The organism is Collinsella sp. TF08-11AT, from assembly GCF_003437035.1.
Classification (GTDB): Bacteria; Actinomycetota; Coriobacteriia; order Coriobacteriales; family Coriobacteriaceae; genus Collinsella.
This window is the reverse complement of record NZ_QSRL01000001.1, coordinates 239,807-265,979: the sequence shown is the minus strand read 5'-3', so window position 1 is coordinate 265,979 and position 26,173 is coordinate 239,807. Positions and strand designations below refer to the sequence as shown.

Annotated in this window: 24 protein-coding genes and 1 pseudogene; 13 read left to right on the top strand and 12 right to left on the bottom strand. The window is 61.9% G+C overall.

Annotation, left to right across the window (positions count from 1 at the left end):
• Positions 1–168: 168 nt before the first annotated feature.
• Positions 169–852, top strand: a complete 684-nt coding sequence (pyrE, locus tag DXC79_RS01105; RefSeq protein ID WP_117634525.1) for an orotate phosphoribosyltransferase — start codon at positions 169–171, stop codon at positions 850–852.
• Between the two features lie 396 nt (positions 853–1,248).
• Here the strand turns inward: pyrE and DXC79_RS01100 are convergent, their stop codons facing one another.
• Complete coding sequence (locus DXC79_RS01100) at positions 1,249–2,103, bottom strand: MurR/RpiR family transcriptional regulator (RefSeq protein ID WP_117634523.1); 855 nt, start codon at positions 2,101–2,103, stop codon at positions 1,249–1,251.
• Positions 2,104–2,269: 166 nt separating this feature from the next.
• A complete protein-coding gene (locus tag DXC79_RS01095) occupies positions 2,270–4,861 on the bottom strand; it encodes a glycosyl hydrolase (protein WP_117634521.1) in 2,592 nt (863 codons plus the stop codon).
• 114 nt (positions 4,862–4,975) lie between these two features.
• On the opposite strand from DXC79_RS01095, the gene DXC79_RS01090 reads away from it, so the two are divergent.
• The 4 genes from DXC79_RS01090 (at position 4,976) to DXC79_RS01075 (ending at position 9,054) form a co-directional block, all read left to right on the top strand.
• Complete coding sequence (locus tag DXC79_RS01090) at positions 4,976–5,968, top strand: helix-turn-helix domain-containing protein (RefSeq protein ID WP_117634519.1); 993 nt, start codon at positions 4,976–4,978, stop codon at positions 5,966–5,968.
• Positions 5,969–6,135: 167 nt separating this feature from the next.
• A complete protein-coding gene (locus DXC79_RS01085; protein ID WP_117634517.1) occupies positions 6,136–7,584 on the top strand; it encodes a glycoside hydrolase family 1 protein in 1,449 nt (482 codons plus the stop codon).
• Between the two features lie 140 nt (positions 7,585–7,724).
• The gene (locus DXC79_RS01080; RefSeq protein ID WP_117634515.1) at positions 7,725–8,261 is read left to right on the top strand and encodes a PTS glucose transporter subunit IIA; all 537 of its coding nucleotides are present in this window, start codon (positions 7,725–7,727) and stop codon (positions 8,259–8,261) included.
• Between the two features lie 235 nt (positions 8,262–8,496).
• On the top strand, positions 8,497–9,054 hold the full coding sequence (locus DXC79_RS01075) for a hypothetical protein (protein ID WP_117634513.1): 558 nt from the start codon (positions 8,497–8,499) through the stop codon (positions 9,052–9,054).
• 502 nt (positions 9,055–9,556) lie between these two features.
• Here the strand turns inward: DXC79_RS01075 and DXC79_RS01070 are convergent.
• From DXC79_RS01070 to trxA, 8 genes are all read right to left on the bottom strand, one after another.
• Positions 9,557–10,225 carry an HAD family hydrolase gene (locus DXC79_RS01070; RefSeq protein WP_233502916.1) on the bottom strand — a complete coding sequence of 223 codons (669 nt, stop codon included), beginning with the start codon at positions 10,223–10,225 and terminating at the stop codon, positions 9,557–9,559.
• Between the two features lie 126 nt (positions 10,226–10,351).
• Positions 10,352–11,386, bottom strand: coding sequence for a hydrogenase expression/formation protein HypE (hypE, locus tag DXC79_RS01065; protein WP_117634509.1), 1,035 nt, complete (start codon positions 11,384–11,386; stop codon positions 10,352–10,354).
• A gap of 48 nt (positions 11,387–11,434) precedes the next feature.
• Complete coding sequence (hypD, locus tag DXC79_RS01060; protein WP_233502914.1) at positions 11,435–12,547, bottom strand: hydrogenase formation protein HypD; 1,113 nt, start codon at positions 12,545–12,547, stop codon at positions 11,435–11,437.
• On the bottom strand, positions 12,547–12,807 hold the full coding sequence (locus DXC79_RS01055) for a HypC/HybG/HupF family hydrogenase formation chaperone (protein ID WP_117634507.1): 261 nt from the start codon (positions 12,805–12,807) through the stop codon (positions 12,547–12,549). Before DXC79_RS01055 ends, hypD begins: the two co-directional genes overlap by 1 nt.
• 134 nt (positions 12,808–12,941) lie before the next feature.
• Complete coding sequence (gene hypF / locus DXC79_RS01050) at positions 12,942–15,620, bottom strand: carbamoyltransferase HypF (RefSeq protein ID WP_117634504.1); 2,679 nt, start codon at positions 15,618–15,620, stop codon at positions 12,942–12,944.
• Between the two features lie 58 nt (positions 15,621–15,678).
• Positions 15,679–16,173: a nickel-responsive transcriptional regulator NikR gene (gene nikR / locus DXC79_RS01045; protein WP_117634502.1), complete on the bottom strand. Its 495-nt coding sequence runs from the start codon at positions 16,171–16,173 to the stop codon at positions 15,679–15,681.
• Between the two features lies 1 nt (position 16,174).
• Positions 16,175–16,423 carry a hypothetical protein gene (locus tag DXC79_RS01040; RefSeq protein ID WP_117564540.1) on the bottom strand — a complete coding sequence of 83 codons (249 nt, stop codon included), beginning with the start codon at positions 16,421–16,423 and terminating at the stop codon, positions 16,175–16,177.
• 220 nt (positions 16,424–16,643) lie between these two features.
• Complete coding sequence (gene trxA, locus DXC79_RS01035) at positions 16,644–16,964, bottom strand: thioredoxin (RefSeq protein ID WP_117629728.1); 321 nt, start codon at positions 16,962–16,964, stop codon at positions 16,644–16,646.
• A 136-nt stretch (positions 16,965–17,100) separates the two neighbouring features.
• Between trxA and DXC79_RS01030 the strand changes: the two genes are divergently transcribed.
• Positions 17,101–17,676, top strand: a complete 576-nt coding sequence (locus DXC79_RS01030) for a hypothetical protein (RefSeq protein ID WP_117634500.1) — start codon at positions 17,101–17,103, stop codon at positions 17,674–17,676.
• Positions 17,677–17,694: 18 nt separating this feature from the next.
• Here the strand turns inward: DXC79_RS01030 and DXC79_RS01025 are convergent, their stop codons facing one another.
• Positions 17,695–18,222 (bottom strand): GHKL domain-containing protein, encoded by a 528-nt coding sequence (locus tag DXC79_RS01025; RefSeq protein ID WP_117634499.1) that lies wholly within the window; start codon positions 18,220–18,222, stop codon positions 17,695–17,697.
• 187 nt (positions 18,223–18,409) lie between these two features.
• Between DXC79_RS01025 and DXC79_RS01020 the strand changes: the two genes are divergently transcribed.
• From DXC79_RS01020 to DXC79_RS00990, 7 genes and pseudogenes are all read left to right on the top strand, one after another.
• Positions 18,410–19,516: a hypothetical protein gene (locus DXC79_RS01020; RefSeq protein ID WP_233502912.1), complete on the top strand. Its 1,107-nt coding sequence runs from the start codon at positions 18,410–18,412 to the stop codon at positions 19,514–19,516.
• Positions 19,517–19,598: 82 nt separating this feature from the next.
• A pseudogene (locus DXC79_RS10255) lies at positions 19,599–19,826 on the top strand (transposase); the annotation flags it as partial.
• The gene (locus DXC79_RS01015; protein ID WP_158550933.1) at positions 19,727–20,695 is read left to right on the top strand and encodes an IS3 family transposase; all 969 of its coding nucleotides are present in this window, start codon (positions 19,727–19,729) and stop codon (positions 20,693–20,695) included. The pseudogene DXC79_RS10255 and the gene DXC79_RS01015, both read left to right, overlap by 100 nt.
• Positions 20,696–21,673: 978 nt before the next feature.
• Complete coding sequence (gene nadA / locus DXC79_RS01005; protein ID WP_117634492.1) at positions 21,674–22,699, top strand: quinolinate synthase NadA; 1,026 nt, start codon at positions 21,674–21,676, stop codon at positions 22,697–22,699.
• Between the two features lie 56 nt (positions 22,700–22,755).
• Positions 22,756–24,132: an L-aspartate oxidase gene (locus DXC79_RS01000; protein WP_233502910.1), complete on the top strand. Its 1,377-nt coding sequence runs from the start codon at positions 22,756–22,758 to the stop codon at positions 24,130–24,132.
• A gap of 3 nt (positions 24,133–24,135) precedes the next feature.
• The gene (gene nadC / locus DXC79_RS00995) at positions 24,136–24,996 is read left to right on the top strand and encodes a carboxylating nicotinate-nucleotide diphosphorylase (protein ID WP_117634490.1); all 861 of its coding nucleotides are present in this window, start codon (positions 24,136–24,138) and stop codon (positions 24,994–24,996) included.
• A complete protein-coding gene (locus DXC79_RS00990; protein WP_117634488.1) occupies positions 24,996–25,541 on the top strand; it encodes a transcription repressor NadR in 546 nt (181 codons plus the stop codon). Before nadC ends, DXC79_RS00990 begins: the two co-directional genes overlap by 1 nt.
• An 87-nt stretch (positions 25,542–25,628) precedes the next feature.
• On the opposite strand, the gene DXC79_RS00985 is transcribed toward DXC79_RS00990, so the two are convergent.
• Positions 25,629–25,814 carry a DUF362 domain-containing protein gene (locus DXC79_RS00985; protein WP_006235216.1) on the bottom strand — a complete coding sequence of 62 codons (186 nt, stop codon included), beginning with the start codon at positions 25,812–25,814 and terminating at the stop codon, positions 25,629–25,631.
• Positions 25,815–26,173: the final 359 nt, after the last annotated feature.

Genomic DNA, 26,173 nt, shown 5'->3' with positions numbered 1-26,173 from the left:
ATCCGCCCGTATTCTTGATGAGGGGGTTTGCCGTGTCAACCCCAATGTTTGGAAAACCATTGCCCCTGACAAAGCCTTTACAGAATGCCGAGGCCCCAAAGCGCGCCCGCAACGCGCCCTGCCTGCGCTAAACTGGAAGGCACGTACGCGATTACGAGAGGAGCCCGCATGGAGGCTTACAAGCAAGAGTTCATCAAGTTTATGGTTGAGTCCGACGTTCTTAAGTTCGGCAGCTTTACGCTCAAGAGCGGCCGTCAGTCCCCGTTCTTTATGAATGCCGGCGCTTACGTGACGGGCTACCAGCTCAAGAAGCTGGGCGAGTATTACGCCCAGGCAATCCACGATAACTTTGGCGACGACTTTGACGTGCTGTTTGGACCGGCCTACAAGGGTATTCCGTTGGCCGTCGTGACCGCAATTGCCTACCACGAGTTGTACAGCAAGGAGGTCAAGTACTGCTGCGATCGCAAGGAGGCCAAGGACCACGGCGCTGACAAGGGCAACCTGCTGGGCTACGAGCCCCAGGACGGCGACCGCGTGGTCATGGTCGAGGACGTCACTACCAGCGGTAAGTCCATCGACGAGACCTATCCCAAGGTCAAGGCTGCTGCCGATGTCGAGATCAAGGGCCTCATCGTGTCCCTCAACCGCATGGAGGTCGGCAAGGGTGGCGTGACCACCGCGCAGAAGGAGATCGAGGCCAAGTACGGTTTCCCCGTCGCGAGCATCGTCTCCATGGCCGAGGTCGTCGAGACCCTCTACAACCACGAGATCGACGGCAAAGTCGTCATCGACGACGAGCTCAAGACCGCTATCGACGCCTACTACGAGCAGTACGGAGCTCGGGAGTAGTTACGCGGGTTTACCAACCCGCGTAACGGCTCGACGCTGCAAACCCGCCAGAGCGGCAATCTGCCTTTCAACTTCGGCGGCATGATCGAAAGATCAATGCCGCCTCGTTTCAAGGCACCTTGCTCGCTCTGGCGGGTTTTCGCTGTCGCTACCAAAACATCGGCGTTGTCCTGGTCCAGATGCGGCACTTGGGGACGTTCCTTTTCTGCCGACACCTGGGGACACTCCTGATGTAGTCGTTGGGGACGTTCTTAAACGACTAATCATTCAAGAACGTCCCCAATGACTACCCGCAAAATGAGCGTGGATAATCTCCCACTTTGAGCCTGCATCCAGGTCAAAAACGGGAGATTATCCACGCTCGTTATCTGAGTGTCCAAAAATCCACACTCGTCGCTACTTGAGTCCGGGCAGGCGGGTGTAGGGGAACGAGCGCTCTAGGAACTCGGAGCAGCGGGCGTAATCTTTGGCAAAGTAGCTGCTATAGAGCGAATCGAGTACGTATTGCACGGCGATATGGCTGGCGAACTGCGTGATGCGGTGCGTCATGCTCTCGTGGTCGCTTACCGTGAGATAGGCGGCAAAGCCGGGGTGAATGCGGGCACAGTACGGCGTGCCGATGACGATGACCGGGACATGTCGACTGCTAAGGATCGGCAAGATCTCCTTGAGGTTGGGGGCAAGGCCGCTGTAGGAGATGACGATTGCCACATGGTCGGGACCCGAGGCGAGCGCCGTGCGCACCTGCGCCTCGACGCTGTCGTGGCACGTCGCGCTTTTGCCGGCGGAAAGCAGGCGATCGCGGAACATTCCCGCTGGATACAGGTTATGCGAGCCCGTGTAGATGTCCACGGTGCCGGCGCGCATGATGAGCTTGGCGGCGTGGTCGAGCTGTGCAGGGTCGAGCAGCTCCTGCGTTTCGGCCAAGGTGGTCTGGTAGAGCCCCTCCATGCGCTCCATCACCTGCGCAGGGGCGGAGGTGGCATCGAAGGGAAAGTTGATGTCCACGTCGCGCCGGTTGCCCGCCTCGGTCGCCTGGCGGATGAGCTCGACCTTGAGGTCTTTGAATCCCTCGAGGCCGAGCTTTTTGCAAAAGCGGTGCACGCTCGCGACCGAAACGTTGGCGCACGCGGCAAATTCCTTAATGGAAAGCCCGCGCACATCCTCGCCCATGGCGAGGGCCGTTCGCCCAAGTTGTTGCTCGGTGGGGGTGAGGCTTTTGCCCTGCGTGATCTTTCGCCTGATATCCATATGGCTCCTATGCGTTTGCGTCGCGATAAACCAATCATAGCGATAAATAAAACGTTCGGCTTGGCTGGGAGTTTTGGTCCGCCGGTCTATGAACGACGGACCGCTCGACGCTGTGCGGGCTCAACATAGGGGCGCTGTCCTTGTTGGGCCGTTTGCGCCCGGGGCGTTACCCGAGCACGCGTACGGGCCCCAAGAGACCGCTGGGCTCGGAGGGCTCGGTCATGCCGAACACGTCGGGGACGGCGTGGTCGAGGGTGTTGATGATATCGATCGTGAGCGCGTGCTCACCGGCTAAAAGTGCGGCGGCCTCAAAGCGGTAAGGCGGACAGATGCGGGTGCCGAGGGATTTGCCGTCGAGGGTGACGGTTGCGGTCTCAAAGACCTCCCCAAGGTCGATGACAGCGCGGCTGGCCGCTTCGCCCAGGACAAAGGAGGCCTGGTAGCGGAACGTGCCGGCCTTGCCGGGGAACTCGGCCGAGGAAAGGTCGTGCAGGTCTGCAAGCTCAACAGACTCGCCAAAGGCATCGGTACCAGGGGCAGAGAAGGCAACCGCCCAGGGCTCGTCGATGCATGTGGCTTCGTCTCCAGCAGTTGCCGCGCCGGCGGAACCTGTAGCCCCAAGGACCACGATGCAGCTCTCGTAGGGAGCCAGCTCGAGCGTGCCGTCAAAGGCGGCGGGATCGGTGCCGTTGAGCAGGTCGAGGCGCGCGCCTGCAACGGGTATGCCGTCGGCAAGCGCAATCTGAGTGGAGATACCCTGCTTGGGATGCTCGTTGACGAGCATCAGATAGGTCTCGCCCGCCCGCTCGTAGCGCAGTGCGCGCAGCCAGGGCTGGGACTCGGCACAAACCACGGTCTGCATACCGGCGTCGGCAAGCGTGCCTGCGAGCTCGGCGGTTGCCAGGAGCTTGATGCCGGCGACCGCGGCTGCATCCACGGAGGCAAAGCCCTCGCGGGCTGCAATATCACCGTCGTAGCGCTTGCTCGGCAACTCATCCAGCGCGTACACGGCAACACCTGCGGCTGCGGCGCGCGCGGCAAAGTCGAGCACGGCTCCGCCGACAAACTCGGCTCCGGGCATCACCAGGCAGCGGTATGCCTGGCCGTTCACGCCAAAGCCGCTACCGTCTGCGGCAATTTCAACGGCATAGCGCCCTGCGTCCTCAAATGCCTCTGCCGGCACGATGTCAAAGTCGACCTGCGCGCGCATAAGCTCGGAGGCGGCATGCTGCATAAAGTTCGCCTCGCCTGTCCACTCGGCGTCCGCATGGTAGAGAAGCGCCACCGGGGTCGTTGCGCGCCCGCCGCTCAGCAGGCTCGCCGTACGGTTCATGTAGCTCATGAGCTGCCCAAAGTGTGCAAACTGGGGGTTTTGGCCATGCGCATAGAAATGCGGCGGGCAGTCCCAGTCGGGGAAGGCGGCCATGCTAAAGGCATGCGGCACAAACCAATTGACGCCGCGCACCAAAAAATGATCGGCGATCCACTTCATCTCGCGTAGGCCTTCGTGCCATCCAAATGCGCCAAAGACCTCGGCCATGCAGCGCCCCTGCTTTTTGGGGTCGAGGTGTGCTGCCGAGGAGCCCAGCTTGGGCAGCACGTAGTTATAGAACTCGAGGTTCCACACGCCGCGTCCGTAGCTGTGAAGGCCGCGGTCCATGCCGGGTACCAGCTGGTTGATCACGATGTCGACGCCCGCCATGTCCTGACCGCCCACGGCGCGGAAGTAGTGCCCGGCGCCCACGCCCAGGCGCGCGTGGCAGTCCTTGTCCTCGATAACGTGGCCGATGTACTGCACGCCGCGCGCGCGGCACCAGTCTCCGAGCTGGTCGCAGAAGCACTCCTTATAGAGGGTGCTCGCGATGTCCATATAGACGTGGCGTACGTGCGCGCCGGCCGGCTCACGGTCCCACAGGTGCGGGAGCTCGGCCAGGTAGCGCTCGCCCAGTGCCGCGCGTAGGCGACGCTCAAGCTCGGCCGACCAGGGTAGGGGCGCGGTGGCCTTGCCGATGAGCGTGTCCGAGATGCCATCGGGGCCCGTGGTGCCCTTCTCGTTGGCAAATCCGGGCTCATCGGAGAAAAAGCCCAGGATCGTCTTGCCAAACTCATCGCCCAGATGCTCAAAATGCGGCTCGTAGACAGCATCGATGAGCTGCGCCACCGAGGCGCGGTCGACCATATTGATGTAGTCCTCGTTGTAGGAGGTCTTGCCGCTCGTGAACATCACGCATGCCTGCGTGAGGCCCGCAGGTGCATCGAAGACCAGGCGGCTGGGGTTGCCGTCTGCATCGTCGATTACTCGGTAAGCGACGTCGACGGGGCTGCCGTCCTGCATAAATGTCACGCCGTAGAAGCGCTCCGTTTTGTCGAGCATGTTGGCGAGCGCGATGCTCGCGGCGGACGTGGGGCCCACGATGTCGAACGTGCGGTGCGTGAGCACGATCTTGCGGAGCTCGGGCACGGCCTCCTTGACGGCGCCGTTGGCAAAGCCCGTGGGGAAGTGCGCGTCGTCCAAGATCCAGAGCTTAAGGCCCAGCTGCTTGCACTCGTCAATGACAAAGCGCAAGTCGCGCCACCAGCCCTCGCCGCAAAAATCGGGGTGTGGGCGGCTTTCGAGACAGACCTCGTGGATGTCGGCGCCGGCGATCTTTTCCAGATACTCGGCAATGGTCTTATGGCTCTCGCCCTTCATCCACAAAAACGGAAGCACATGGTTGTCGTATGTACCCTCGAGCACCTGCTGATAGTGCGCGGTCATGGATCCTCCTTGGCTCGATCGATCTGCTGCATAGCACAGATTATGGACGCGTCGGCGCGTTCTGCTAATATCTGAATCACGACGAACTATGACCAAATCAACGATTGGCAAGCCATGGAGATCGACGAGCTCGAGCGTAGGCTCAGCGAACTGAGCGCCAGTGAGATCACTTATAAAGACGGCATGGCATTTGATTGGTCGATTATGACCGAGCATGTCGAAATCGACGGATGCCCAGTGCGCAAGATTGGGCAGCCAGGGTTTGCCTATGCCCAGCCCGGCATGCCGCGTGGCCTGACGATAAGGAAAAACTCGCGCTTTAATGCAGTTCCCGAGCACGTGCATGATTACGTGGAGATGAGCTATGTGTATCGCGGGCGCTGCCCGCAGACGGTGGCGGGGGAGAGGCTCGAGTTGCGCCGCAACGAGGTGCTTTTGCTCGACGCCCTTTGCCCTCATGCCGTGGCGGCGCTCGGCGAGGACGACATCATGCTGAGCATGACCGTTTCACGCTCTTTTTTGCGCCGGAGTCTCGAGTCGAGCCTCTCGCGCGAGAGCGCGGTCTCGCGGTTTTTGTTCAACGCGCTCAACAGCGAGACGGACCATCGGGGCCATGTCCGTTTTTACTGCGGCGAGAGCCGTCGGATTCGGCGCTACATGCAGGAGATGCTCTGCGAGCTGTACGACCCGAGCCCCAACGGTCCCGAGATCGTCTTGCGTCTGTTTCAGCTGTTTTTGGCCGAGCTCATGGATTGCTACGAGCGCGAGCTGGTGCGCGGCGCGGCGGACGGCGCGGCGGGGCCCACTGCCCTGGTGACGGGAATGCTTGGCTATATCGATCGCGAATTCGCTGCATGCTCCCTCGAGGGGATGGCGGCGGAGTTTGGCTTGAGCCCTAATTATGCGACGGCGCTCCTCAAGCGGCATGTGGGCAAGACCTTTAGGCAGCTTGTGCAGGAGCGACGCCTGGTACGTGCGGCCGAGCTTCTGCGCGGCGGCGCCACGGCCGGGGCGGCTGCGCATGCGGTGGGCTATGAAAACATGAGCTTCTTCTACCGTAAGTTTCACGACAAGTATGGCTGCACCCCCGCGGCATACCGCCGGTAAGCGCGGGGCGGATCGTCTTCGCTCCCTCGGTGTCAAAAAGTTTCAGCTGCAGTGCTGTTGCAGCGCGCGTCTGCGAAAAGAAGTGTCGGGTTTGGCACCCCTGCCCCTGCCTGTCGCGTGCGTGGGCGATACTCGGCCTATCGACCCGCAATGCAAAGGAGATGCTCATGGCAAACATCAAGTTCCCCGAGGGTTTCTATTGGGGCGGCGCCACGGCCGCCAATCAGTTTGAGGGCGCTTGGAACGTTGACGGCCGCGGTCCTTCCGTCGACGACCATTTTTTGGGCGGCAGCTACAAGGAGCCGCGCCAGATTACGATCGACATCGACCCTAACCGCTTCTACCCCAACCATGACGGCATCGATTTCTACCATCACTACGAGGAGGACATCGCGCTGTTCGCCGAGATGGGCTTCAACATGTTCCGCATGTCCATCTCCTGGAGCCGCATCTTCCCCAACGGCGATGACGCCGAGCCCAACGAGGCCGGCCTCGCCTTCTACGACCGCGTCTTCGACTGCCTGCGCGCTCACAATATCGAGCCGCTCGTGACCCTGTCGCACTACGAGATGCCTTATCACCTGGTCGAGAAGTACAACGGCTGGGCGAGCCGCGAGCTCATCGGCTTCTTTGAGAAGTACTGCCAGACCGTCTTCGACCGCTATCAGGACAAGGTCAAGTTCTGGCTCACCTTCAACGAGATCAACTGCGGCACCCAGGACATGGGCAACCTCTTTGGGACCAGCATGATCCAGGGCTTTGAGGGCCCGGCTTCGGCGGTCCACACCACGCCGCAGGCCCGTATGCAGGCCCTGCATCACCAGTTTGTCGCCAGCGGCCGCGTCGTGCGCTATGCCCACGAGCACTATCCGCAGTTTAAGATGGGCAACATGGACTGCTTCATCCTCTCCTATGCCGCCACGTGCGATCCGGCCGACGTGTTCGCCACGCAGCAGGAGATGAATACCATGAACTGGTACTGCTCCGACGTGCAGGTGCGCGGCAAGTATCCGTTCTATGCCAAGCGCTTCTGGGCCGAGAACGATGTCGAGCTTGTGATGGAGGACGGTGACCTGCAGGATATCGCCGACGGCAAGGTCGATTTCTACACCTTTAGCTACTACATGTCCGGCACCGTGGGCACCCACAAGGATCACGAGATGACCGAGGGCAACATGACCTTTGGCGGCAAGAATCCCTATCTGGAGTCCATCGACTGGGGCTGGCAGATCGATCCGCTGGGTCTGCGCATCGCCCTCAACGAGATTTACGCCCGCTACGAGATTCCGCTGATGGTAGTCGAGAACGGCATGGGCGCCTACGATGAGGTCGAGGAGGACGGTTCCATCCACGACCCGTACCGCATCGCCTACTTGCAGAGCCACATCAAGGCCATGGGCGAGGCCATTGCCGACGGCGTCGACCTGATCGCCTACACCTGGTGGGGTCCCATCGACCTGGTGTCCGCCGGCACCGGCGAGATGCGCAAGCGCTATGGCTTCATCCACGTCGATAAGTACGACGACGGTACCGGTACCTACGAGCGCCGCCGCAAGGACAGCTTCTACGCCTACCAGAAGATCATCAAGTCCAACGGTGCCGAGGGCCTGGATTAATCGACAATATGAGTGCCACCGGGGAAAAGCGTTGGGATGGGCTCGCGATTCGAGTCCCCACCTTAGCATTTGAACCATTTGGCACTATAATCACCATAGGCATGCGCATAACGTTGCGCTTAATCAAGAGGAGAAAACGTATGGGTCTGTTTGACATGTTCAAGAAGAAGGCTGAGCCCGCGGCTGCCGCTGCTCCGTCCTCCATCTCTGCTTCTGCCGGCGCCGACGTGCTGTGCTCGCCCGTCAAGGGCAAGGTCATCAAGATGGCCGACGTGCCCGATCCCGTCTTTGGCGGCGAGGTCCTGGGCAAGGGCTGCGCCGTGTGGCCCGAGGACGATCTGGTCTACGCTCCCTGCGACGGCAAGGTGACCGTCACCATGGGCCACGCCGTGGGTCTGCAGTCCGATAGCGGCATCGAGGTTCTGGTGCATGTTGGCGTCGATACCGTCAACATGAACGGCGATGGCTTCGAGGGCTTCGTCAAGGCCGACGATGTCGTTAAGGCTGGCCAGCCCATGCTCAAGATCGACCGCGCCAAGATCGCTGCTGCCGGTTACAAGGACTGTGTCGTCGTGGCCGTGTCCAACACCGCCGAGTTTGCCGACGTTGAGCTCGCCGTCGAGGCCGACTCCGCTGTCGCCGCCGGCGACGCCATCGTCAAGGTCGTCCGCAAGTAAACTGCGGCAACATAAGGATGTTTTGGGGTGGTCGAATTGTCCGACCACCCTTTTTTATTACAATGCGGCGGAACGTTTTATTGCGCGTTGGGCGGACCGGTAAACCGTTCGGACGTTAAATCGAGCCGACTGCGCCTTTGCTTTGCCGGGGGTGTTCGTTATCGGCTAGTATGGCCTTATTGTTACGACGCGCACCGCGTCGGGAAGCGCGGTGCCGCTTGTTGGGAGGAATGTCATGAAGAAGAAGCTGCTGCTTGCGCCCCTGATGGCTGTTCTGGTCGCGTGCGTGGTTGTGCTTTCCGGCTGCGGAGGTCCTTCGGTTGAGGAGCTCATCACCGAGGATCTTACGACGCAGTTTGACGAGGTCAAGAACGGCGGCGACGACTTCCTCGCCGGCCTGGAAGAGGCCTCGGGCGACGAGTTTGAGCAGCTGGGCATCGATCCCAAGGAGTACGCCAAGAGCTATCTCGAGGGCTTTGACTACAAGATCGGCGACGTGACGGTCGACGAGGACAAGGGTACCGCAACTGCCGAGGTCACCATTACCTGCAAGTCCATGAACCAGATCGTTGAGGATTTTGCCACCCAGTACCAGGAGAAGGTCGCCGCGCTCGATTCGATGCCTTCCGATGACGAGCTGTACAAGATGGCCGGTCAGGTTATGGTCGATGTGACCAAGGCTGCTAAGACCAAGGACACCAAGGTCACCTTCAAGTATTCCTGCAATGACGACGGCGAGTGGTCTGCCGACGATTCCGCAACCAACGAGATGATGAATGCCATGATGAGCTAGGGGAGTTACGCGGTAGTTCGTTACGGCGTTTTACCAAACGCCGTAACTGCCCGACGCTGCGCGCCGCCCAGGACGACAATTTGTCATTCAAAAGGCGAGGCATGACCCGAAGGTCTATGCCTCGCCTTTTTCATGCCAACTTGTTCGTCCTGGACGTCGCTCGCTGTCCGTCCTCTACCCGTGACGTTACCATCGCTGGAGTAGTCATTGGGAAGGCGGTGCTTGGGGACGTTCCTTTCCTGCCGGCAGTTGGGGACACTCCTTGTGCCGGCGTTGCATTGCGAACGCTCGGGAAAATGCGGCCCGGTTTTTGGCCGAATAGTGGGTCGCGGTTTCCGGATGAGGCGGGTTGCGGAAAGTGCGACCCGGAATATAGCTCCAAAACGGGACACAGTTTCCCCGACGCGCCTCAAACGGAAAGCGCATCCCATTCCGGAGCTCCAAAACGGGATGCGCTTTCCTTGCGGAAGAATTGTCGCAGCCGCATGGAGCGGCGGCTTCGTTACTCGCCTAGAATCAGCGCCGCGAGCTCTGCCTGGCTGTCCACCACGTAGTCGGCGCCGGCGGCTTCCAGCTCTGCGCGGCCGCGGAAGCCCCAGCTGACGCCCGCGCTCTTAAGGCCGGCGTTATGACCGGTCAGGATATCGACATTGGAATCGCCCACGTAGAGCGTGGTCGCCGGGTCGGCGCCCAGCGCTTCCATCACATGCAGCGTGACGGGCGCCTCGGGCTTGGGCGGAAAAGCGTCGACACGGCCCTGGACCAGCGCAAAGCGGTCGGGGCCAAAGTACTTCTCGATAAGCGGGGCCGCCGAAATGTGGTCCTTGTTGGTGAGCACGGCAAGCTGGATGCCCGCGGCGCGCAGGCGGTCGAGCATCTCGATTGTGCCGGCATAGGGGGCGGTGTGGTCCTCCTTGTGCTCGCCGTAGTAAGCCCTAAACTCGGCAAGCGTCTGCTCAAAGGCGCGCCCGTCGCCCGTATACTCGGCGGGCATAAAGCGCTCGACCAGCTTGAGCATGCCGTTTCCCACCTTATAGCGGTATTCGTCAACGGCAAACGTAGGCCAGCCGTGCGTCTCGCAGGTATGGTTGCTAGCGGCCGCCAGGTCCTCGAGCGTGTTGAGGATGGTGCCATCCAGATCAAAGATCACATGGGAAAAAGCTGCTGCCATGAAAGCTCCCGTCATTGGGTTTAAAAACGCACCTCATAATACTGGGCTTACGCATCGGGCTTGTTTGGAATCTGAACATCTTCAAGGGATATCGAGCTGCATCGCGCCGTCTGCGAGAATGTGCCGCTAGCAAATCCTCGGCAGCTGTTCTCCCACGAGCATGTCGAGGATGCGGGTCGAACCCCAGCCGGTGCGTACGCGCACGGCGGGTCGAGCGTCCGATCCAAGCGGCAGCACGCGGCCGATGATCGCGGCGTTCTCGCCGTAGCGTGCGGAACGCATGGCGGCTAGGGCCGCATCGGCCTGTTCGGCCGGCACCACGGCGACCATCTTGCCCTCGTTTGCCACCTGCAGCACGTCATAGCCGAGCATCTCGCAAGCCGCCTGCACATCGGGACGCACGGGCACGGCGTCCTCATCGACCTCCATCGCAACGCCGCTGGCCTGTGCAAACTCATTGAGTGTGGATGCAAGGCCGCCGCGCGTGGGGTCGCGGAAACAGCGCGTGTCGGGGGCTGCGGCCAGAACGTCGGCTATCAGGTGGTTAAGCGGCGCGGCATCGCTTTCGATGTTGCTCGAAAACGCCAAGCCCTCGCGTTGACTCATGATGGCGATGCCGTGGTCGCCGAGTGTACCCGACACCAGGATGACATCGCCAGGCTGGCAGTTTGCGCCGCTGAGCGCCACACCCGCGGGCACTTCGCCCACGCCGGCGGTATTGATGTAGACGCCGTCGGCCCCGCCGCGCTCAACCACTTTGGTGTCGCCGGTGATGATCGCCACGCCCGCCTCGCGCGCCGTCTCGGCCATGGTCTGCGCGATCTGACGCAGCTTGTCCATGGGATAGCCCTCTTCGAGGATAAAGCCGCACGACAGGTAGCGCACATTGGCACCCGAGGTCGCGACATCGTTGACGGTTCCGCACACGGCGAGTCGGCCGATATTGCCGCCCGGGAAGAACTGCGGTGTCACCACAAAGCTGTCGGTCGACATGGCGATACGTCCGCTCGTGGGCAGCGCGGCGACGCCGGCATCGTTGCCCTCGAGCAGCTCGGGCGACCCAAAGGCATCCAAAAAGATCTCGTCGATGATGCGTTTCATCATCTGGCCGCCGGAGCCGTGACCCAGCAGGACGGTGCTATCGGTAACGCTATGGGACATATCGAAAACTCCAATCGTGGGTGGTGCCAGTGTGCGGGTGCGTCCGGGCTAGTTACGGTATCTAAAGTACGCCGCGCAGCTGCCCTCGGAGCTCACCATGCAGGGGCCGACGGGATGCTCGGGTGTACAAGCGTGGCCGAACAGAGGGCAGTCGCTCGGCGTAATGGCTCCGCGCAGCACGTCGCCGCAGCGGCATCCGTGTGGCTCGACCGTCGGCTCGATGGGCACGTCAAAGCGGGTGCGGGCATCAAAGCGCGAGAATTCGGGACGAATGGCGAGTCCCGAGTCGGCGATTGGCCCCAGCCCGCGCCATGTGGTATCGCACGGCTCAAATACCTGCTCGACCAGCTGGCGCGCCACGGGGTTGCCGTCTGCATTGACGCCACGGCGGTAGGCGTTGTCGATCGCGGGCCTGTTCTCGACAACCATCTGGACCAGCATGCAGATGCCCTGCAGGATATCGACCGGTTCAAATCCCGTGACCACGCTCGGGGTACTGAACTCGTCGACCAAAAAGCTAAAGGGCGCCAAGCCCGTGATGGTGGCGACGTGGCCCGGCAGGATAAAGCCGTCGATAGTGGTCTCGGGATCGTTGGCGATGGCGCGCAGCGCCGGCGGCGTGGTCTTATGGGCGCAGTAGACCGAGAAGTTCTGCAGCCCGCGTGCATCTGCCTCCAGGATGGCGGCGGCGATGGTGGGCGTGGTGGTCTCAAAGCCCACACCCATAAAGATGACCGGGCGGTCGGGGTTTTGCTCAGCGATGTCGAGTGCGTCGAGCGGGGAGTAGACGATGCGAATGTCGCACCCTGCTGCCTTTTGCGCGGCGAGCGAGGTGGATGATCCGGGCACGCGCATCATGTCGCCAAAGGTGGTGATGATGGCGCCGTCTATGTTGGCGAGCGCGATTGCATGGTCGATATCGCGGTTGTCGGTAACGCAGACGGGGCAACCTGGGCCGCTTAGCAGCTTGAGTCCCGCCGGCATAATGGAGCGAAAGCCATAGCGACCGATGCTCACGGTGTGCGTGCCGCAGACTTCCATAAGGTTGATGGTGCGGTCGCCGACAAGTTCACGGATGCGTTCGATGAGCTCGCGGGCCAGCTTGGAATCGCGAAAGGCCGAAAAGTCGATACCGGAGCGAGCCGGCTGTCCGGCCGCCACTAGTATGCCTCGGCCGGGTTGGTGGCAAGCTGGTCTTCTTCGACCAGCTCGGACATGGCATTAACAAGCGCGAGCGTTTCCTGCGCTTCCTGCTCGTTGACAATCTGGATGCCAAAGCCGGCGTGTACGAGAATGTAGTCGCCAACCTGCGCCGTCGGCACGAGTCGCAGCGACACGGGGCGCTCGATGCCCATCATGTCGACGGTGGCCTTGAGGTCGTCGTCGCGTTTGACTACTTTACCGGGAACGGCAAGGCACATATTGCTCCCCTTTTATACGCTTTGCGCTGGACGGGCGCTCAATAATCCGTCAGTTGATGGTAGCGCTCGCGGGGTTCGCGGGCAAACGCGTTACGCCTGTGAGACGACTGGGCGCGGCGGCGTGCGAGGGCGAGCTACTGCGACGCAATCTGCGCAAGACGAGCGCGCGCGACCGCTGCCTGACCGTAGGCGATGCAGCCGTCGTTGACGGGTACGGAGTGGGGAACCAAGACAGTGAGACCCATGCTTTTGAGCTCGCGGGTGAGGAGCTGGAGCAAAAGTCGGTTCATGAACACGCCACCCGAGAGCGCGACGGTATCGATGCCTTCGCGCGCACAGATTGCGCGTGCGATTCGTGCCGAAGAGCGCGCGATGGTGATATGGAAGTCGAGCGCGAGCCGGTCGGCGGATTCTCCGGTCTCGATTCTGCTCAAAAGTGCCTCAAAAAGTGGCTTGGGGTCCAGAACGAAAGGGCTGTCCGAGGCAGCCTGGACAGTTAGTTCAGATACGTATTTTTTAGAGCGGCTCTGGGTGGCAAAAGTCGTCTGTGGGGACTCCAAATGGGTCGATTTGGGGCCTGTGCCGGGCACGCTTGCTGTAAATAGGGTGTCCGGAGAGCCTATTTTGGCCAAATCTGAGGCAAAAATGCCAGATAGGGGGTTAGTAGTTAATACGTATCTGAACAAACTGTCCAGCGACGTTGAGACGGATGCCGATACGCCCGCCTGATTGCCAGCGAAACGGCTGATTTCGCTGTCAAGCGCGCGCCAGGCGGCGGCTTCGAGTTCTATGGCGGGTTCGCCCTCGTAGGTTGCCTTGCCGCAGATGCCCAGAATCGCTGCCGCGGCATCAAAGAGACGCCCCATGCTGCTGGTACGCGGGCTGTTGATGCCGCGCTCGATCATGGTGGCTGTCACGCTGCGTGTTTGCTCGTCGAGGGTGTCCAATAGCCCCGCGGCACCCGGATGCTCGAGCAGGCCGAGCTCGCTCAGCAGGGCAAAGGCGTTGCGCCGGGCATCGCGCACGGATGCGGCACCGCCTGGCAGCGCCCAGGTGCGCAGGTGCGCGGCGCGTTCAAAATCGGCAAGGCCGGCGATAAGAAACTCACCGCCCCATATGGTGCCGTCGGTGCCGGCACCCGTACCATCGAAGGCAATACCGAGGACGCGCGTATCGGGCGCAAGCCGGCCAGCGACAATCGTCTCCGCCATTACGCTCGCGATGTGAGCATGATGATGCTGGATTTCGATTAGCGGCAGACTGTGCTCCCGTGCCCGCTCACGTGCCCACTGGCTCGACAGATAGCTGGGGTGCATGTCGCATGCCAGGGCGACAGGCGTCAGGTCAAAGAGGTTTTCTAGACGTGCGCGGGCGGCGCTCCAGGCATCGAAGGTCGCGCCGTTTTCGACATCGCCGATATGCTGCGACACAAAACAGGCCACATGGCCGTCGGCGTCCTCGCGCGTGAGCGCGATCGTCGCTTTTTGCTGCGGCCCGCAGGCGAGCACGCAGGGTGCAGTGCCGTCGAGCGCCGGCAACGACAACGGTTGCGGCGCATATCCGCGTGCGCGACGCACAGGCATGACGGTGCCGTCGACCACACGTACCACGGAGTCGTCGTAGCGTGAGAGAATCGCACGGTCGTTGCCAAGTAGCGCGTCGGCGATGCCGGCGGCAACGAGATGCTCCCATGCAAGGGCATCGTCGGTCTCGATAGGTTCTTCGCTCAGGTTTCCGCTGGTCATGACGAGCGCGTGCATGCCGCGCGCCGCGGCTGCGGCGAGCAGCAAATGTTGAAGCGGTGTATAGGGGAGCATGACGCCGAGCTCGGGTAGATCGTGCGCGACGGATGGCGCGAGTGTAAGGCCGTCGGGGGAATCTCCCTCGCCAACAGCACGTCGGCGCAACAGCACGATGGGGCGGATGCTACCGGTTAGCAAGCCGCGCTCGGCATCACCGACATGGCACAGGCATTCAGCATCGGCAAGGCTGCGCACCATAACGGCAAGCGGCTTGTTGCTGCGGCGCTTGCGACGGCGCAGCTCGACCACCGCCTGCTCATTGGCAGCGTTGCAGGCCAGATGGAATCCCCCCAGGCCCTTGATGGCGACAATACCGCCGCTGGCCAGCAGCTCGACACAGCGGTCAATAATGGCATCGCTGGTTTCGCGCGTGCTGCCGACGGCCGGCGTCGCCCCCGAGCCCTCGAGCCCCATGTCGCCCGCCGCCTCGCGCCAGGTAATATGTGGCCCGCAGTCAAAGCAGGCATCGGGCTGCGCATGAAAGCGCCGGTCAAGCGGGTCGCCATACTCTGCAGCGCACTCGGGGCACATGGGGAAGCAATCCATCGACGTGGCCGCTCGGTCATAAGGCAGCGACCGGATGATGGTAAAGCGCGGTCCGCAGTTGGTGCAGTTGATAAAGGGGTAGTGATAGCGTCGGTCGGCGGGGTCGAACAGTTCGCGCAGGCAGTCGTCACAGGTGGCGATATCGGGGGAGATGAGCGTCGTGTGCACGGTCTGATCCCGCGACGCCACGATGCAAAAGACCTGCTCATCGTCGGCATCCCAAGCGTCGGGCTCCAGGTCCTCAACAGCGACATGCTCAACGCGGGCCGCGGCAGGCGCGTGCTCCGACAGCGCGGCGACAAAGCCGTCGAGTGCCTCGACTGAAGCATGCGCCTCGATGTGCACGCCATCGCCCGCGTTGAGCACCCAGCCGCAAATGCCATGCGCCATAGCCTCGCGATACACAAATGGCCGCATGCCAACGCCCTGCACAATGCCCGTTACATGGATATGCACATGTCGCATGCGACCTTCCTTCGTTGAAACCTGTCCCTTTATGGCAGGTGCGCTGTGGGAAATCCCGCTACAGCCCCAGGCTCTGCTTGGTGGCGGCGCACGTGAGCTCGCCGTGCTTAACGCCGCGCAGCCCCAGCAACCGGTCGGCCAGCTCGTAGACACGCTCGCCGCGACCCTTGAGCGCCAGAATCTCCAGGCAGTTGTGGTGGTCCAGATGCACGTGCATGGTCGAGACGATCTCGTCGGTGTAGTCGTGCTGCACCTCGTCCAGACGGCGCGTCAGATCGCCGGTATGGTGGTCATAGATCATGGTGAGCGAACCGATGACCTGCTCGTCGGGCGTGCGCATCTGTTCCTTGGCGATCGAGGCGCGAATCAGATCGCGTACGGCCTCGGATCGGTTAGCCACGTCACCACGGCGCGCGATCTGCTCGTCAAAGCGGCGCAGCAGGTCGTCGGGCGCGGTGACCGAAAAGCGGACCAGCTCGGAGCTGGAGCCGCTGTAGCGGCAGCTCGCATCGTCGTCCGCACCGTGATCGTGCGCGTGCTCGTGCTCGGCCACGTTACACCAGTTTCACAGAGCCGACGGAGTTGTGATCTGCCTCGATGGCCTCCTCGTAGCCCTCGAGCGCATCGTGCGCCTCGTGCAGCGCAGACATGGCGGCCTCGAGCTTGGCGCCAATGCGCTCCATATCAAAGTTCTCGGTCGCATGCAGCAGCTGATGGCTCCACTCGTGAGCGAGCTCAATGGTGTCGTCGACCTGCTTGACGCTCATGGCAAGCTGGCTCATGTTCATTCCGACGTCATGCATAGGAATCTCCTTTTGTACGGGGCGATATGGTGGTTCAGATTCTACTACGCCCGCCTTGGGCGCCGCCGCATAAGAAAACGGGTGCGAGTCCGTCTGACCCGCACCCGTTCACTGGGGGCTGTTTGTATCTACCATACTATCCGTGGTCGCATACCTTGCGTTTGGCACTCCGGCGAGCGGTGCGAAACCGCTCATGGACGGCAGATGGGTAACAAGCGTATTACAGATGTTTCTCCAGCAGTGCCTGAAGTCTTGCCTTGGGTAGGGCGCCAACCGAGCGGTCGACCTCCTCGCCGTTCTTAAAGACGATCAGCGTGGGGATGCTCATGACGCCAAACTTCATGGCCAGGTCCTGGTTGTCGTCGACGTTGCACTTGGCCACAGCCAACTTGCCGGCCAGCTCGTCGGCAACCTCGTCTACGATGGGCGAGAGCGAGCGGCAGGGGCCGCACCACGGGGCCCAAAAATCAACCAGTACGGGCAGGCTATCGTTGACGACAGCGCCGAAGTTCTCGGGGGTAATCTGCTTAATGTCAGCCATGGTGACCTCCATAATACGACGCGGCTCGGCCGCGTAAAAATCAGTACGACCGTGCTTATACCCAGCGGCTCGTAAAGCAACCACTCGCGGGCGGCTCTTTTATATAATGGTGGGCATGCAAACGATTGGAGAGCGCATGCCCACGTCACAAAGCCAGAAAAAAGAAGCCATCGCCCAGGCGGCCGAGCAGGAGCTTGCATCGCTTGCGGCCCGTGGCGTGCGCATCGCGGGCAACGCGTGCTCGCCGATCGTGCTGGTCAAAGGTGATTTGGATGATGCCGAGCGCTCGGGCGGCGAACTTGCCGCCGGCGCGGATGGTGCCGCATTGCGCAAGGCGCTCGGGGCAATCGGTTACGCGCCCGAAGATTTTTGTGTGCTGGCGAGTGTTGCCGGCGCGGGCGACGGAGCTGTGACGGTGGGCCACGCCCTGCCGTGCGACCTGTTCCGCGAGGCACTGGAGGCTCTGGATCCCGAGGCGGTGCTGCTGCTCGATAACAGTGCGGCCGATGTCATGCGCGAAACCTATGCCGATATGCTTGTGGCGATTGATGACTTTGACACTGCCATGCTCAAGCCCGGCCTGGTCGCCCATGTGCAGGGGCGCCGCGTGCTGGCGCTCGACGGTTTTGAGGCGGCGCTCACCGACAAGGCCGCCAAGCAGCGCATGTGGGCCTACATCAAGCAGCTGACCCCGGCGGCTGCACCGCTGTAGCGAGGCTGGCGGCAGCCCCTACATCACGGCGCGCAGCTCAAACCGGTCGCCGTTAATGCGGAACTGGCAGTTGCCGTTCATGCGCTCGACGGCAAGCATAATGCTCTTGGTGCCAAAGCCGTGCCCAGTGTGCTGAGCCACGGGCATGCCGTCGACCATGTGCGGCGCCCGTCCAAATGTGTTGGAAACCAGCAATAGAAGCTGACCGTCTTCGTAGCGAAGGTCCAGGTCGACAAACCGCTTGCCTTCGGGGGCGGCGCTCGCCGCGGCGATGGCATTGTCCAGGGCGTTCGATACCACACTGAACAGATCGACATCGCCCACGTGGACGGTTTCGGGCACGGCGGCTCGCAGGTCGGCGGTGATGCCGTGCGCGTTGATGTCCGCGGAAAGCGACGAGAGCGCAATGTTGACCGTTTCGTTGGCGCAGTAGCGGCGCACAGCGGTGCGGTCGTTGGTCTCGCAGAGCGCGTCGATGCGCTCGAGCGCCTCATCGGTGTGACCCTCTTCGATCAGGGCCGCTAGACCGCGCAGGTAGTGGCGCATGTCGTATCACATTGAGACCAAGTCAAGAAGAATCGCTTCGGTCGAATCGCGTCTTTTGGGTGAGTTCTCAACGTCCGCTGCCGCTGGTTTCCACCGTATGCCGAAAACACCCGGACGATGCCGTGCAGATCGCTTCGCTCTGCTATAGTCTCCCAAATTCACGTTTTCTATTGGGATGGTGGTTAATATGGGCGACATGCTCGAATCGTTCCTGCGCGTGGCGATGGTGGTGTTCATCGTCGGTCCGCTCACTGCATGGGTCGCCCGTCGCGGCGCGCGCGAGCGCAGTGAGGCGACGGACAGCCTCGATCGCTTCACGGTGCGCATGCCCGCTGCCATCCGCACGATCATCGCCTGCTGCGCCGTCGCGTTCGAACTGCTCATGCTGGGTATCTACGTCTGGCAGGGCGTCTCGTTGGGCGAGTGGGACCACGAACTTGTGTGGTTCGGTCACGCCATGGCGCTCGCGGGCATGGCCATCTGGGCCCTGCTGAGCATCCCGCGCATCGACGTGGACGGTGAGCGAATTCTCTCGCGTAACGCCTTCGGCATCCGCAAGGAGACGACGTTTGGCAACATCACCCGTGCAACGCTTCACACGCAGATGATGAGGATCGACCTGTTCGAGGGCGACCGGAAGTTCTGCTCGATAAGCCTCGAGGGGGTGTGCTCGCTCAACCTCCTCGCCCGTCTGGAGGAAGAGGGCATCGAGGTCTCGGACGCTGTTGACGGCCCGATGACCAAGGCGGGTCTGTGTTGGTCTGCCATCAAGCCGTTGACGATTGTTTTCAACGGTATGGCGCTCGTCTTCCCGCTCGTGATCGCCTTCATGGCTGTTTTCACCGACGCCGGTGCTCGTCTGCTCCTGCTCGTCCCATGCCTCTTCCTGTTCATAGGGGGACTCCTGCCTCTGCTCATGCTCAGCATGCCCGCCCGTGGTATCTACGAGATCGGCAGACAGGAGCGCGAACTCGGTTTCTCCTTCGCCGAGGAGATGGCGAGCCGAGGTGCCACGGGCACCTCGCTTGTCGACGACGATTGGTTCATCGAGATCAGCAACGCCCGCGTCGTGGCGTTCCGCCGCGATTATCTCAAGAAGGTCACGGCGCACGAGGATAGCGAGAGCGGCGACCGTTGCACGGTTACCACGAAAGGCGGTCGCAAAATCAAGGTGTACGCAGCGGGCAGCACGCTCGAGGACCTGCGCTCGTGGTTCAAACAGGGTGCCAAGGCCAGAAGCACGCTCGACCGTGCAGAGGACGTGCTCGAGACGACGTCTGATTGGGTTGTCTGACCTGTATCGTCTTTTCGGACACGCATGCTAGAGGCCCAATCCTTTAGAATGCATTCATCGACGACCGAGAGGACGGTATGCTATGTCCAACCCAGCCGCCAAGTACACCGACGAGTTCAGGCGCGAGACCGCCGACTACATCATCTCGATGGGCAGGCCGATAACGGAATGCTGCGCAGAACTGGGCCTGAATTCCAAGACCGTGAACAAGTGGGTGCAGAGCCGCCGGCGCGAGCTTGCCGGCGGGCCCGACCCCAAGGCCGAGGACCGCGAGCTTCGCGAGGCGAAAAGGCGCATACGCGAGCTCGAGATGGAGAACGCCTTCTTGAAAAAAGCCGCGGCCTTCTTCGCCAAAAGCCAGGCGTAGCCGCATGCTACCGGATGATGTTGGCGGAGAAGGCCGAATTCCCGGTGAAAATGATGGCCCGCGTGCTCGGCGTGAGCCGATCGGGCTTCTACTCGTGGCTCTCCAACGGCTGCCCGCGAGAAGACTGGTCGGCCGAGCGCGAGGCGGTCCGGCGCGTGTGGCTGGAGTCGGACCGCAGGTTCGGCTTCCGGTTCGTGAAATGCTTCCTGCCCGGCGAGTTCTCCGGATTGACCCTGTACAGGGTGCGCAAGCTGATGCGCGAGCTGGGAATACGCGGCTGCACGCCCAACGCCAGGAAGCGCACCACCATCCCCGACCCGAAGGCCAGGCCCCGGCCCGACCTGGTGCGCCGCGACTTCACCAGTCCCGTTCCAACCTGCAAGCTCGTGGGCGACATCACCTACCTGCGCACCGGCGAGGGATGGCTGTACCTGTCGACGGTCATCGACCTCAACACCCGCATGGTGGTGGGCTGGTCGCTCTCCGAGCGCATGACCGCCGACATCGTGGTTTCGGCGCTGGCGTCGGCCAAATCGCGCGGCTACGTGGCCGGCAACGCGATATTCCACGCCGACCGCGGCGCCCAGTACACCAGCAGGCTTCTGGCCGAATGGGCGCGCGACAACGACGTGCGGCTGTCCTGCAGCCGCGCCGGCAACTGCCACGACAACGCGGTGGCCGAGTTCATCGAGGCGTACTACAACCGCCGAAGGCCCCGCTCGACGATCGGCTACAAGGTGCCGGCCGAGGCCATGGCGGCCTTCTTCGAGAGAACCGAGCCCAAGCTCGAGGCCATGCCTATGGCCGCTTGATTTCTCGAGCATTCGTGTCCGAAATCTTGACACAGGTCAGAAGGCCTCGATGCCAGCGCTGCGCCGATATGGGGCAGCGGCCCCCCGTTGGCCGCCATGGCCCTGACTTCCGAGCGTATGCTGGCGCCGCTCGTCTTAAGACGTCGACCTCCATCCGGAGCCTGCGGTTCTCGCGCTCGGGCTCCAGGATCCGGTTCTACTCGGGCATGCGGTTGTCGGCGGCGCGCGGCGAGCCGGTCTCGTTTATCGACTTGACCCGCCTCTCCACGGTGCTCTTGTCGAGGTCGCACTCGTCCATGGCCTCGCGCCTGGGCTTTCCGGCGTTGCGGAGATCGACTATCTTCCTCTTGAACTCGTCGGTGAAATGCCTCGGTCTGGGGCCGGTCGAGGCCGAGCCCCCGGTCCGGCTGGGGTAGCATGTCGCTGCGGACCATTGTCTTTCCTCTCGTTGAATATCTAGGCGCTGGCCCTTTCTTGCTTCTTACACCTCGATTGTGCTCGCTACCCCCAGCGGGCCCGGATCGAGCGATTCGGGCCCGCTTTTGGGGTCTGCCGGAAGCCCGGTGGTCAAAAAAGGCCAAATATGAGTACTGTTACCAGTTTAGTGGCAGCCAAATGGCCTCAAAAATCGGTGCCAGCGGCCAAAAGCGCATCGATTTTCGTCCGTCAGAGTCACGATCGGGCTCCAAACAAGGCGATTTTGCTGATCTGGACCGGAAAATCGCTGCTACTAATTTGGTGACAGTACTCATATTTGGCCTTTTTTGACCACTGCCCCTTGGTTCAGGACAATGCGGGCCGCTCGAATCTTGGGGCGGGTCCATTTTCGACTATCCTCAGCTTGCCAGTTCGAAAATGGACCTGCTGCATGATTGAATCTTTATTTCAACTTTACACCTAGGTTTACAGCTGTCTTGTCAGCTGTAAACCTAGGTGTCATACTAAAGCCCCAAGATTCGCCAAAAGAGAGGGGCCTTGATGGCACAGAGCGCGAACATGGATGCATCGGAGCTTGCACGCGACATTGCGGCCGGCCTGGCATCGGCAACGACGGCAACGGAGCGCGCGGCACTGGTGCCCGCAGAGCTCGTCGAGGCCATTCAGCAACTAAAAACCCAACGTGACGCGGTGATCTTGGCGCACTACTATGTGGCGCCCGAGGTCCAGGCCGTTGCCGATTACGTCGGCGACAGCTTTTACCTGGCAAAGCTCGCCAAAAGCCTGCCGCAGCAGACCATCGTGCTGTGCGGCGTGGAGTTTATGGGTGAGAGCGCCAAGCTGCTCAATCCCACTAAGACCGTGTTGCTGCCCGAGCCGGGTGCGGACTGCCCCATGGCGCACATGGTCAAGCGCGAGACGGTCGATGCGGCGCGCGCCGAGTACGGCGACGACCTTGCCGTGGTCTGCTACGTCAACTCGACGGTCGAGATTAAGAGCTGGAGCGACGTGTGCGTCACCAGCTCCAACGCCGTCAAGATCGTGTCCGAGCTGCCGCAGCAACACGTCCTGTTCATCCCCGATCAAAACCTGGGCCGCTTCGTAGCCGAGCAGGTGCCGCAAAAGCACGTCATCCTCAACAATGGCTATTGCCCGCGTCATCACGTCATCACCGTCGAGCAGATTGTCGACGCGCAGGAGGCGCATCCCGACGCGCTCGTGCTGGCGCACCCCGAGTGCAAGGCCGACGTCCTTGCCGAGGCCGACTACATCGGCTCCACCGCCGGCATCATCAAGTACGCCGAGGAGTCGGATGCGAGTGAGTTCATCATCGTGACGGTTCGCGGCGTGCTCTACGAGCTCGAGCGCCGCTGCGAGGGCACCGGCAAAAAGTTCTACTTCCCCGCGGTGCAGCCCACCTGCGTCAACATGGATCTCATCACGCTCGAAAAGCTCGTGCGCTGCCTGGAGACGGGCGAGGGCGAGGTGCAGATCGGCGTGTCGGACGAGGCCGCCGACCAGGCCAAACTTACGCTGGATCGCATGCTCGAGTACGCAGCGCGCTAGAACAATGTGACATGAGGGGCAGTCCCTTATGCCACATTACAAGGGAGAGGATTCCTGTGGAAACCAAACAATACCCCGACATGGAGTGCGACGTCGTCATTGCCGGTTGCGGCGTGGCGGGCCTATATGCGGCCCTCAATCTGCCGACGAGCGCGCGCGTGATCATGCTCTCCAAGGGCGCTGTCGACGAGTGCGATTCGATGCTCGCGCAGGGTGGCATCTGCGTGCTGCCCGAGGGCTCTGACTACGATGCCTTCTTTGAGGACACCATGCATGCCGGCCACTACGAGAACCGTCGCGAGAGCGTCGACATCATGATCCGCTCGAGCCGCTCGGTCATCAACGACCTGCTGGCGATGGGCGTGGATTTTGAGCGCAAGGCCGACGGCAGCCTCGACTTTACCCGCGAGGGCGCACACAGCCGCCCACGCATTGCCTTCCATGCCGATATTACGGGCAAGGAGATCACGACCAAGCTGCTCCAGGCCGTTCGCAAGCTGGACAACGTGCAGATTTTGGAGCACGTGGCCATGACCGACATCCTGACGGGCGAGCGTGATGGCGCCACGGTGTGCACCGGTGTCGTCGCCGTTTCCGTGGACGAGGACAACTCGGTTCGTCCCGCCGACGAGCTGACAAATGCCGCCGAGGGCGTGCATGCTGGCGAGCCGTTTAAGATCCATGCCCGCCACACGCTGTGGGCGACGGGCGGTATCGGCGGCGTATACGACCATTCGACCAACTACCCGCAGCTCACAGGCGATGCCTGCTACATCGCTCAGGAGCATGGCATTAAGATGGAGCACCTGGACTACGTGCAGATTCACCCCACGGGACTGTTCTCGCCGCAGCCGGGTCGCACCTTCCTGATCAGCGAGAGCTGCCGCGGCGAGGGCGCGATTTTGCTCAACGCCGCCGGCGAGCGCTTTACCGATGAGCTTCAGCCGCGCGATGTGGTCGCCGCCGCTATTCGCGAGCAGATGAAGCAGGACGGCACCGAGCACGAGTGGCTGAGCTTTGCCCCCGTCGAGCGCGATGTGGTGACCGGGCACTTTGCCAACATTCGCGCACGCTGCCTGGAGGACGGCCGCGATATTTTGGACGAGCCCATCCCCGTTACGCCCACACAGCACTACTTTATGGGCGGCGTGTGGGTCGACAAGGACGGCCGCACCTCGATGCCCGAGCTCTACGCCGCGGGCGAGACGGCTTGCAACGGCGTTCACGGCAAGAACCGCCTTGCATCAAACAGCCTGCTCGAGGCGCTGGTCTGGGGTCGTCGCGCCGCGTGGTACATGCGTACCGGCGAGTCGCTGGCCGTGGAGCAGGCGGGCGATCCCGCGCTCGATGGCCGTCATCGCGCCCTGAGCGTCGACACCCTGGCAATCGATGATTTGGCCCGTGCCGCCGGCACGCAGGCCGTGGAGGAGTAGACCATGAATCCCATTACCATGAAACTCGTCGTCGATGATCTGATTCTGCAGGCTCTGCGCGAGGACATTACATTTGAGGACGTGAGCACGGCGAGCGTGTGCCCCGCGGCGCGCCCCGCCACGGTGGAGCTTATCGCCAAGGCCGATGGCATCATCGCCGGCTTGGACGTGTTTGCCCGCACCTTTGAGCTGCTGGATCCGCAGAGCTCCGTGTTGTTCGATGTCGCGGACGGCGACGAGGTGCACGCCGGCGACCACGTGGGCCAGGTACGCGGCGACGCGCGCGTGCTGCTTTCGGGCGAGCGCGTGGCGCTCAACTACCTGCAGCGCATGAGCGGCATCGCTACTTACACGCATCGGATGGCGGCTGCGCTCGAGGGCACCAAGACCGTGCTTGTCGACACGCGCAAGACCACGCCGGGCATGCGTGTCTTCGAGAAGGCCGCAGTCGAGATCGGCGGTGGCAGCAACCACCGCTATAACCTGTCGACGGCTGTCATGCTCAAGGACAACCACATCGACGCCGCCGGTGGTGTGACTCGTGCGATCGAGATGGCACGCGCCCACGCATCGTTTACCACGACGGTCGAGATTGAGTGCGAGAACCTGGACATGGTACGCGAGGCCGTGGAGGCCGGTGCCGACATCATCATGTTCGACAACATGACCCACGACGACATGGCTGCTGCGATTGAGCTTATCGCCGGCCGCGCCAAGACCGAGTGCTCGGGCAACGTGGACGCTAACAATATCCGCGCGCTCGCCGACCTGGGCGTTGACTTTATTAGCTCGGGGGCGTTGACGCACTCTGCGCCGATTCTCGACCTCTCGCTCAAGCACCTGCGTCTGCTGGACGGTAAATAATGAATGCCCGCGAGCGTCGCCGTTCCATCATGGCCGTGCTCGAGGAAGCCAAAGATCCTGTCTCGGGCAGTGCGCTTGCCCGCGAGGTGGGCGTGAGCCGTCAGGTCGTGGTGCAGGACATCGCCCTGCTGCGCGCTGACGGGCACGATATCGTCGCCACCAATCGCGGCTATGTACTACAGGAGGCCCCCAGCAGCCCCGCCGTGCCCACGCGCTTGGTCAAGGTTCGCCACAGCGTGGAGCAGGCAGGCGATGAGCTCACGAGTATCGTCGACGCCGGCGGCGCCGTGCTCAACGTGATCGTCAATCACCGCGTGTACGGTAAGATCACGGCCGACCTGGACATTCGCAATCGTCGCGATGTTGAGCGCTATCTGCACGATATCGAGAGCGGCAAGAGCTTTCCACTATTAACGGTGACGAGCGGCTATCACTTCCATCGCATTGCGGCAGAGGATGAGCAAACCCTCGACGAGATCGAGGCCATGCTCAAGGAGAAGGGCTACCTTGCCGATTTAATGCCCTACGAGGATGATTTGTCCTAGAACACATGCAAAAGGAGGCCTCCGCGGCGATGCGGAGGCCTCCTTTTTGTGCACGGTGTACTTGTGAGTGTGCAAGTGAGGGAGTTGTTACTCCTCGACGATCTCGGTGATCGCGCCGGCGGGGCAAGCGTCCTGGCAAGCGCCACAGGCGACGCAGGAGTCCTCGTCAGCGACGGTAGCGACGTCCTGGAGCTCCAGAACGCCAGCGGGGCAGGAGTCGACGCAAACGCCACAAGCGATGCACTCGTCGGCATCAATTACGGGATGAGCCATGGTAGTTTCCTCTCTGTTGACCGACGCTACAGGCGATGCGCGCCGGTTTGATTCGGGCAAAAACATACCACGGGAGCGACCGTTTGCAATACCCTCTGGCCGGCATCTTCATACCGTTCGCCGAGTATGCCAAGGTTTACTAAAAAACGCGCAGGTGGGGCCGTTGAGCTGCGCAAATGTTAGCTATAGGTGACTTGTAATATTGACCTATTGAGCGCGCCTGCGGAAAGGGCATCCCGTTATTTGGCCGAAAACCGGGTCGCAGTTTCCGGTTGGGCCCGCTAGCGGAAACTGCGACCCGGTATCAGCTCTCAAAACGGGATACGGTTTCCGGTTGAGCCTTCAGACGGAAACTGCGA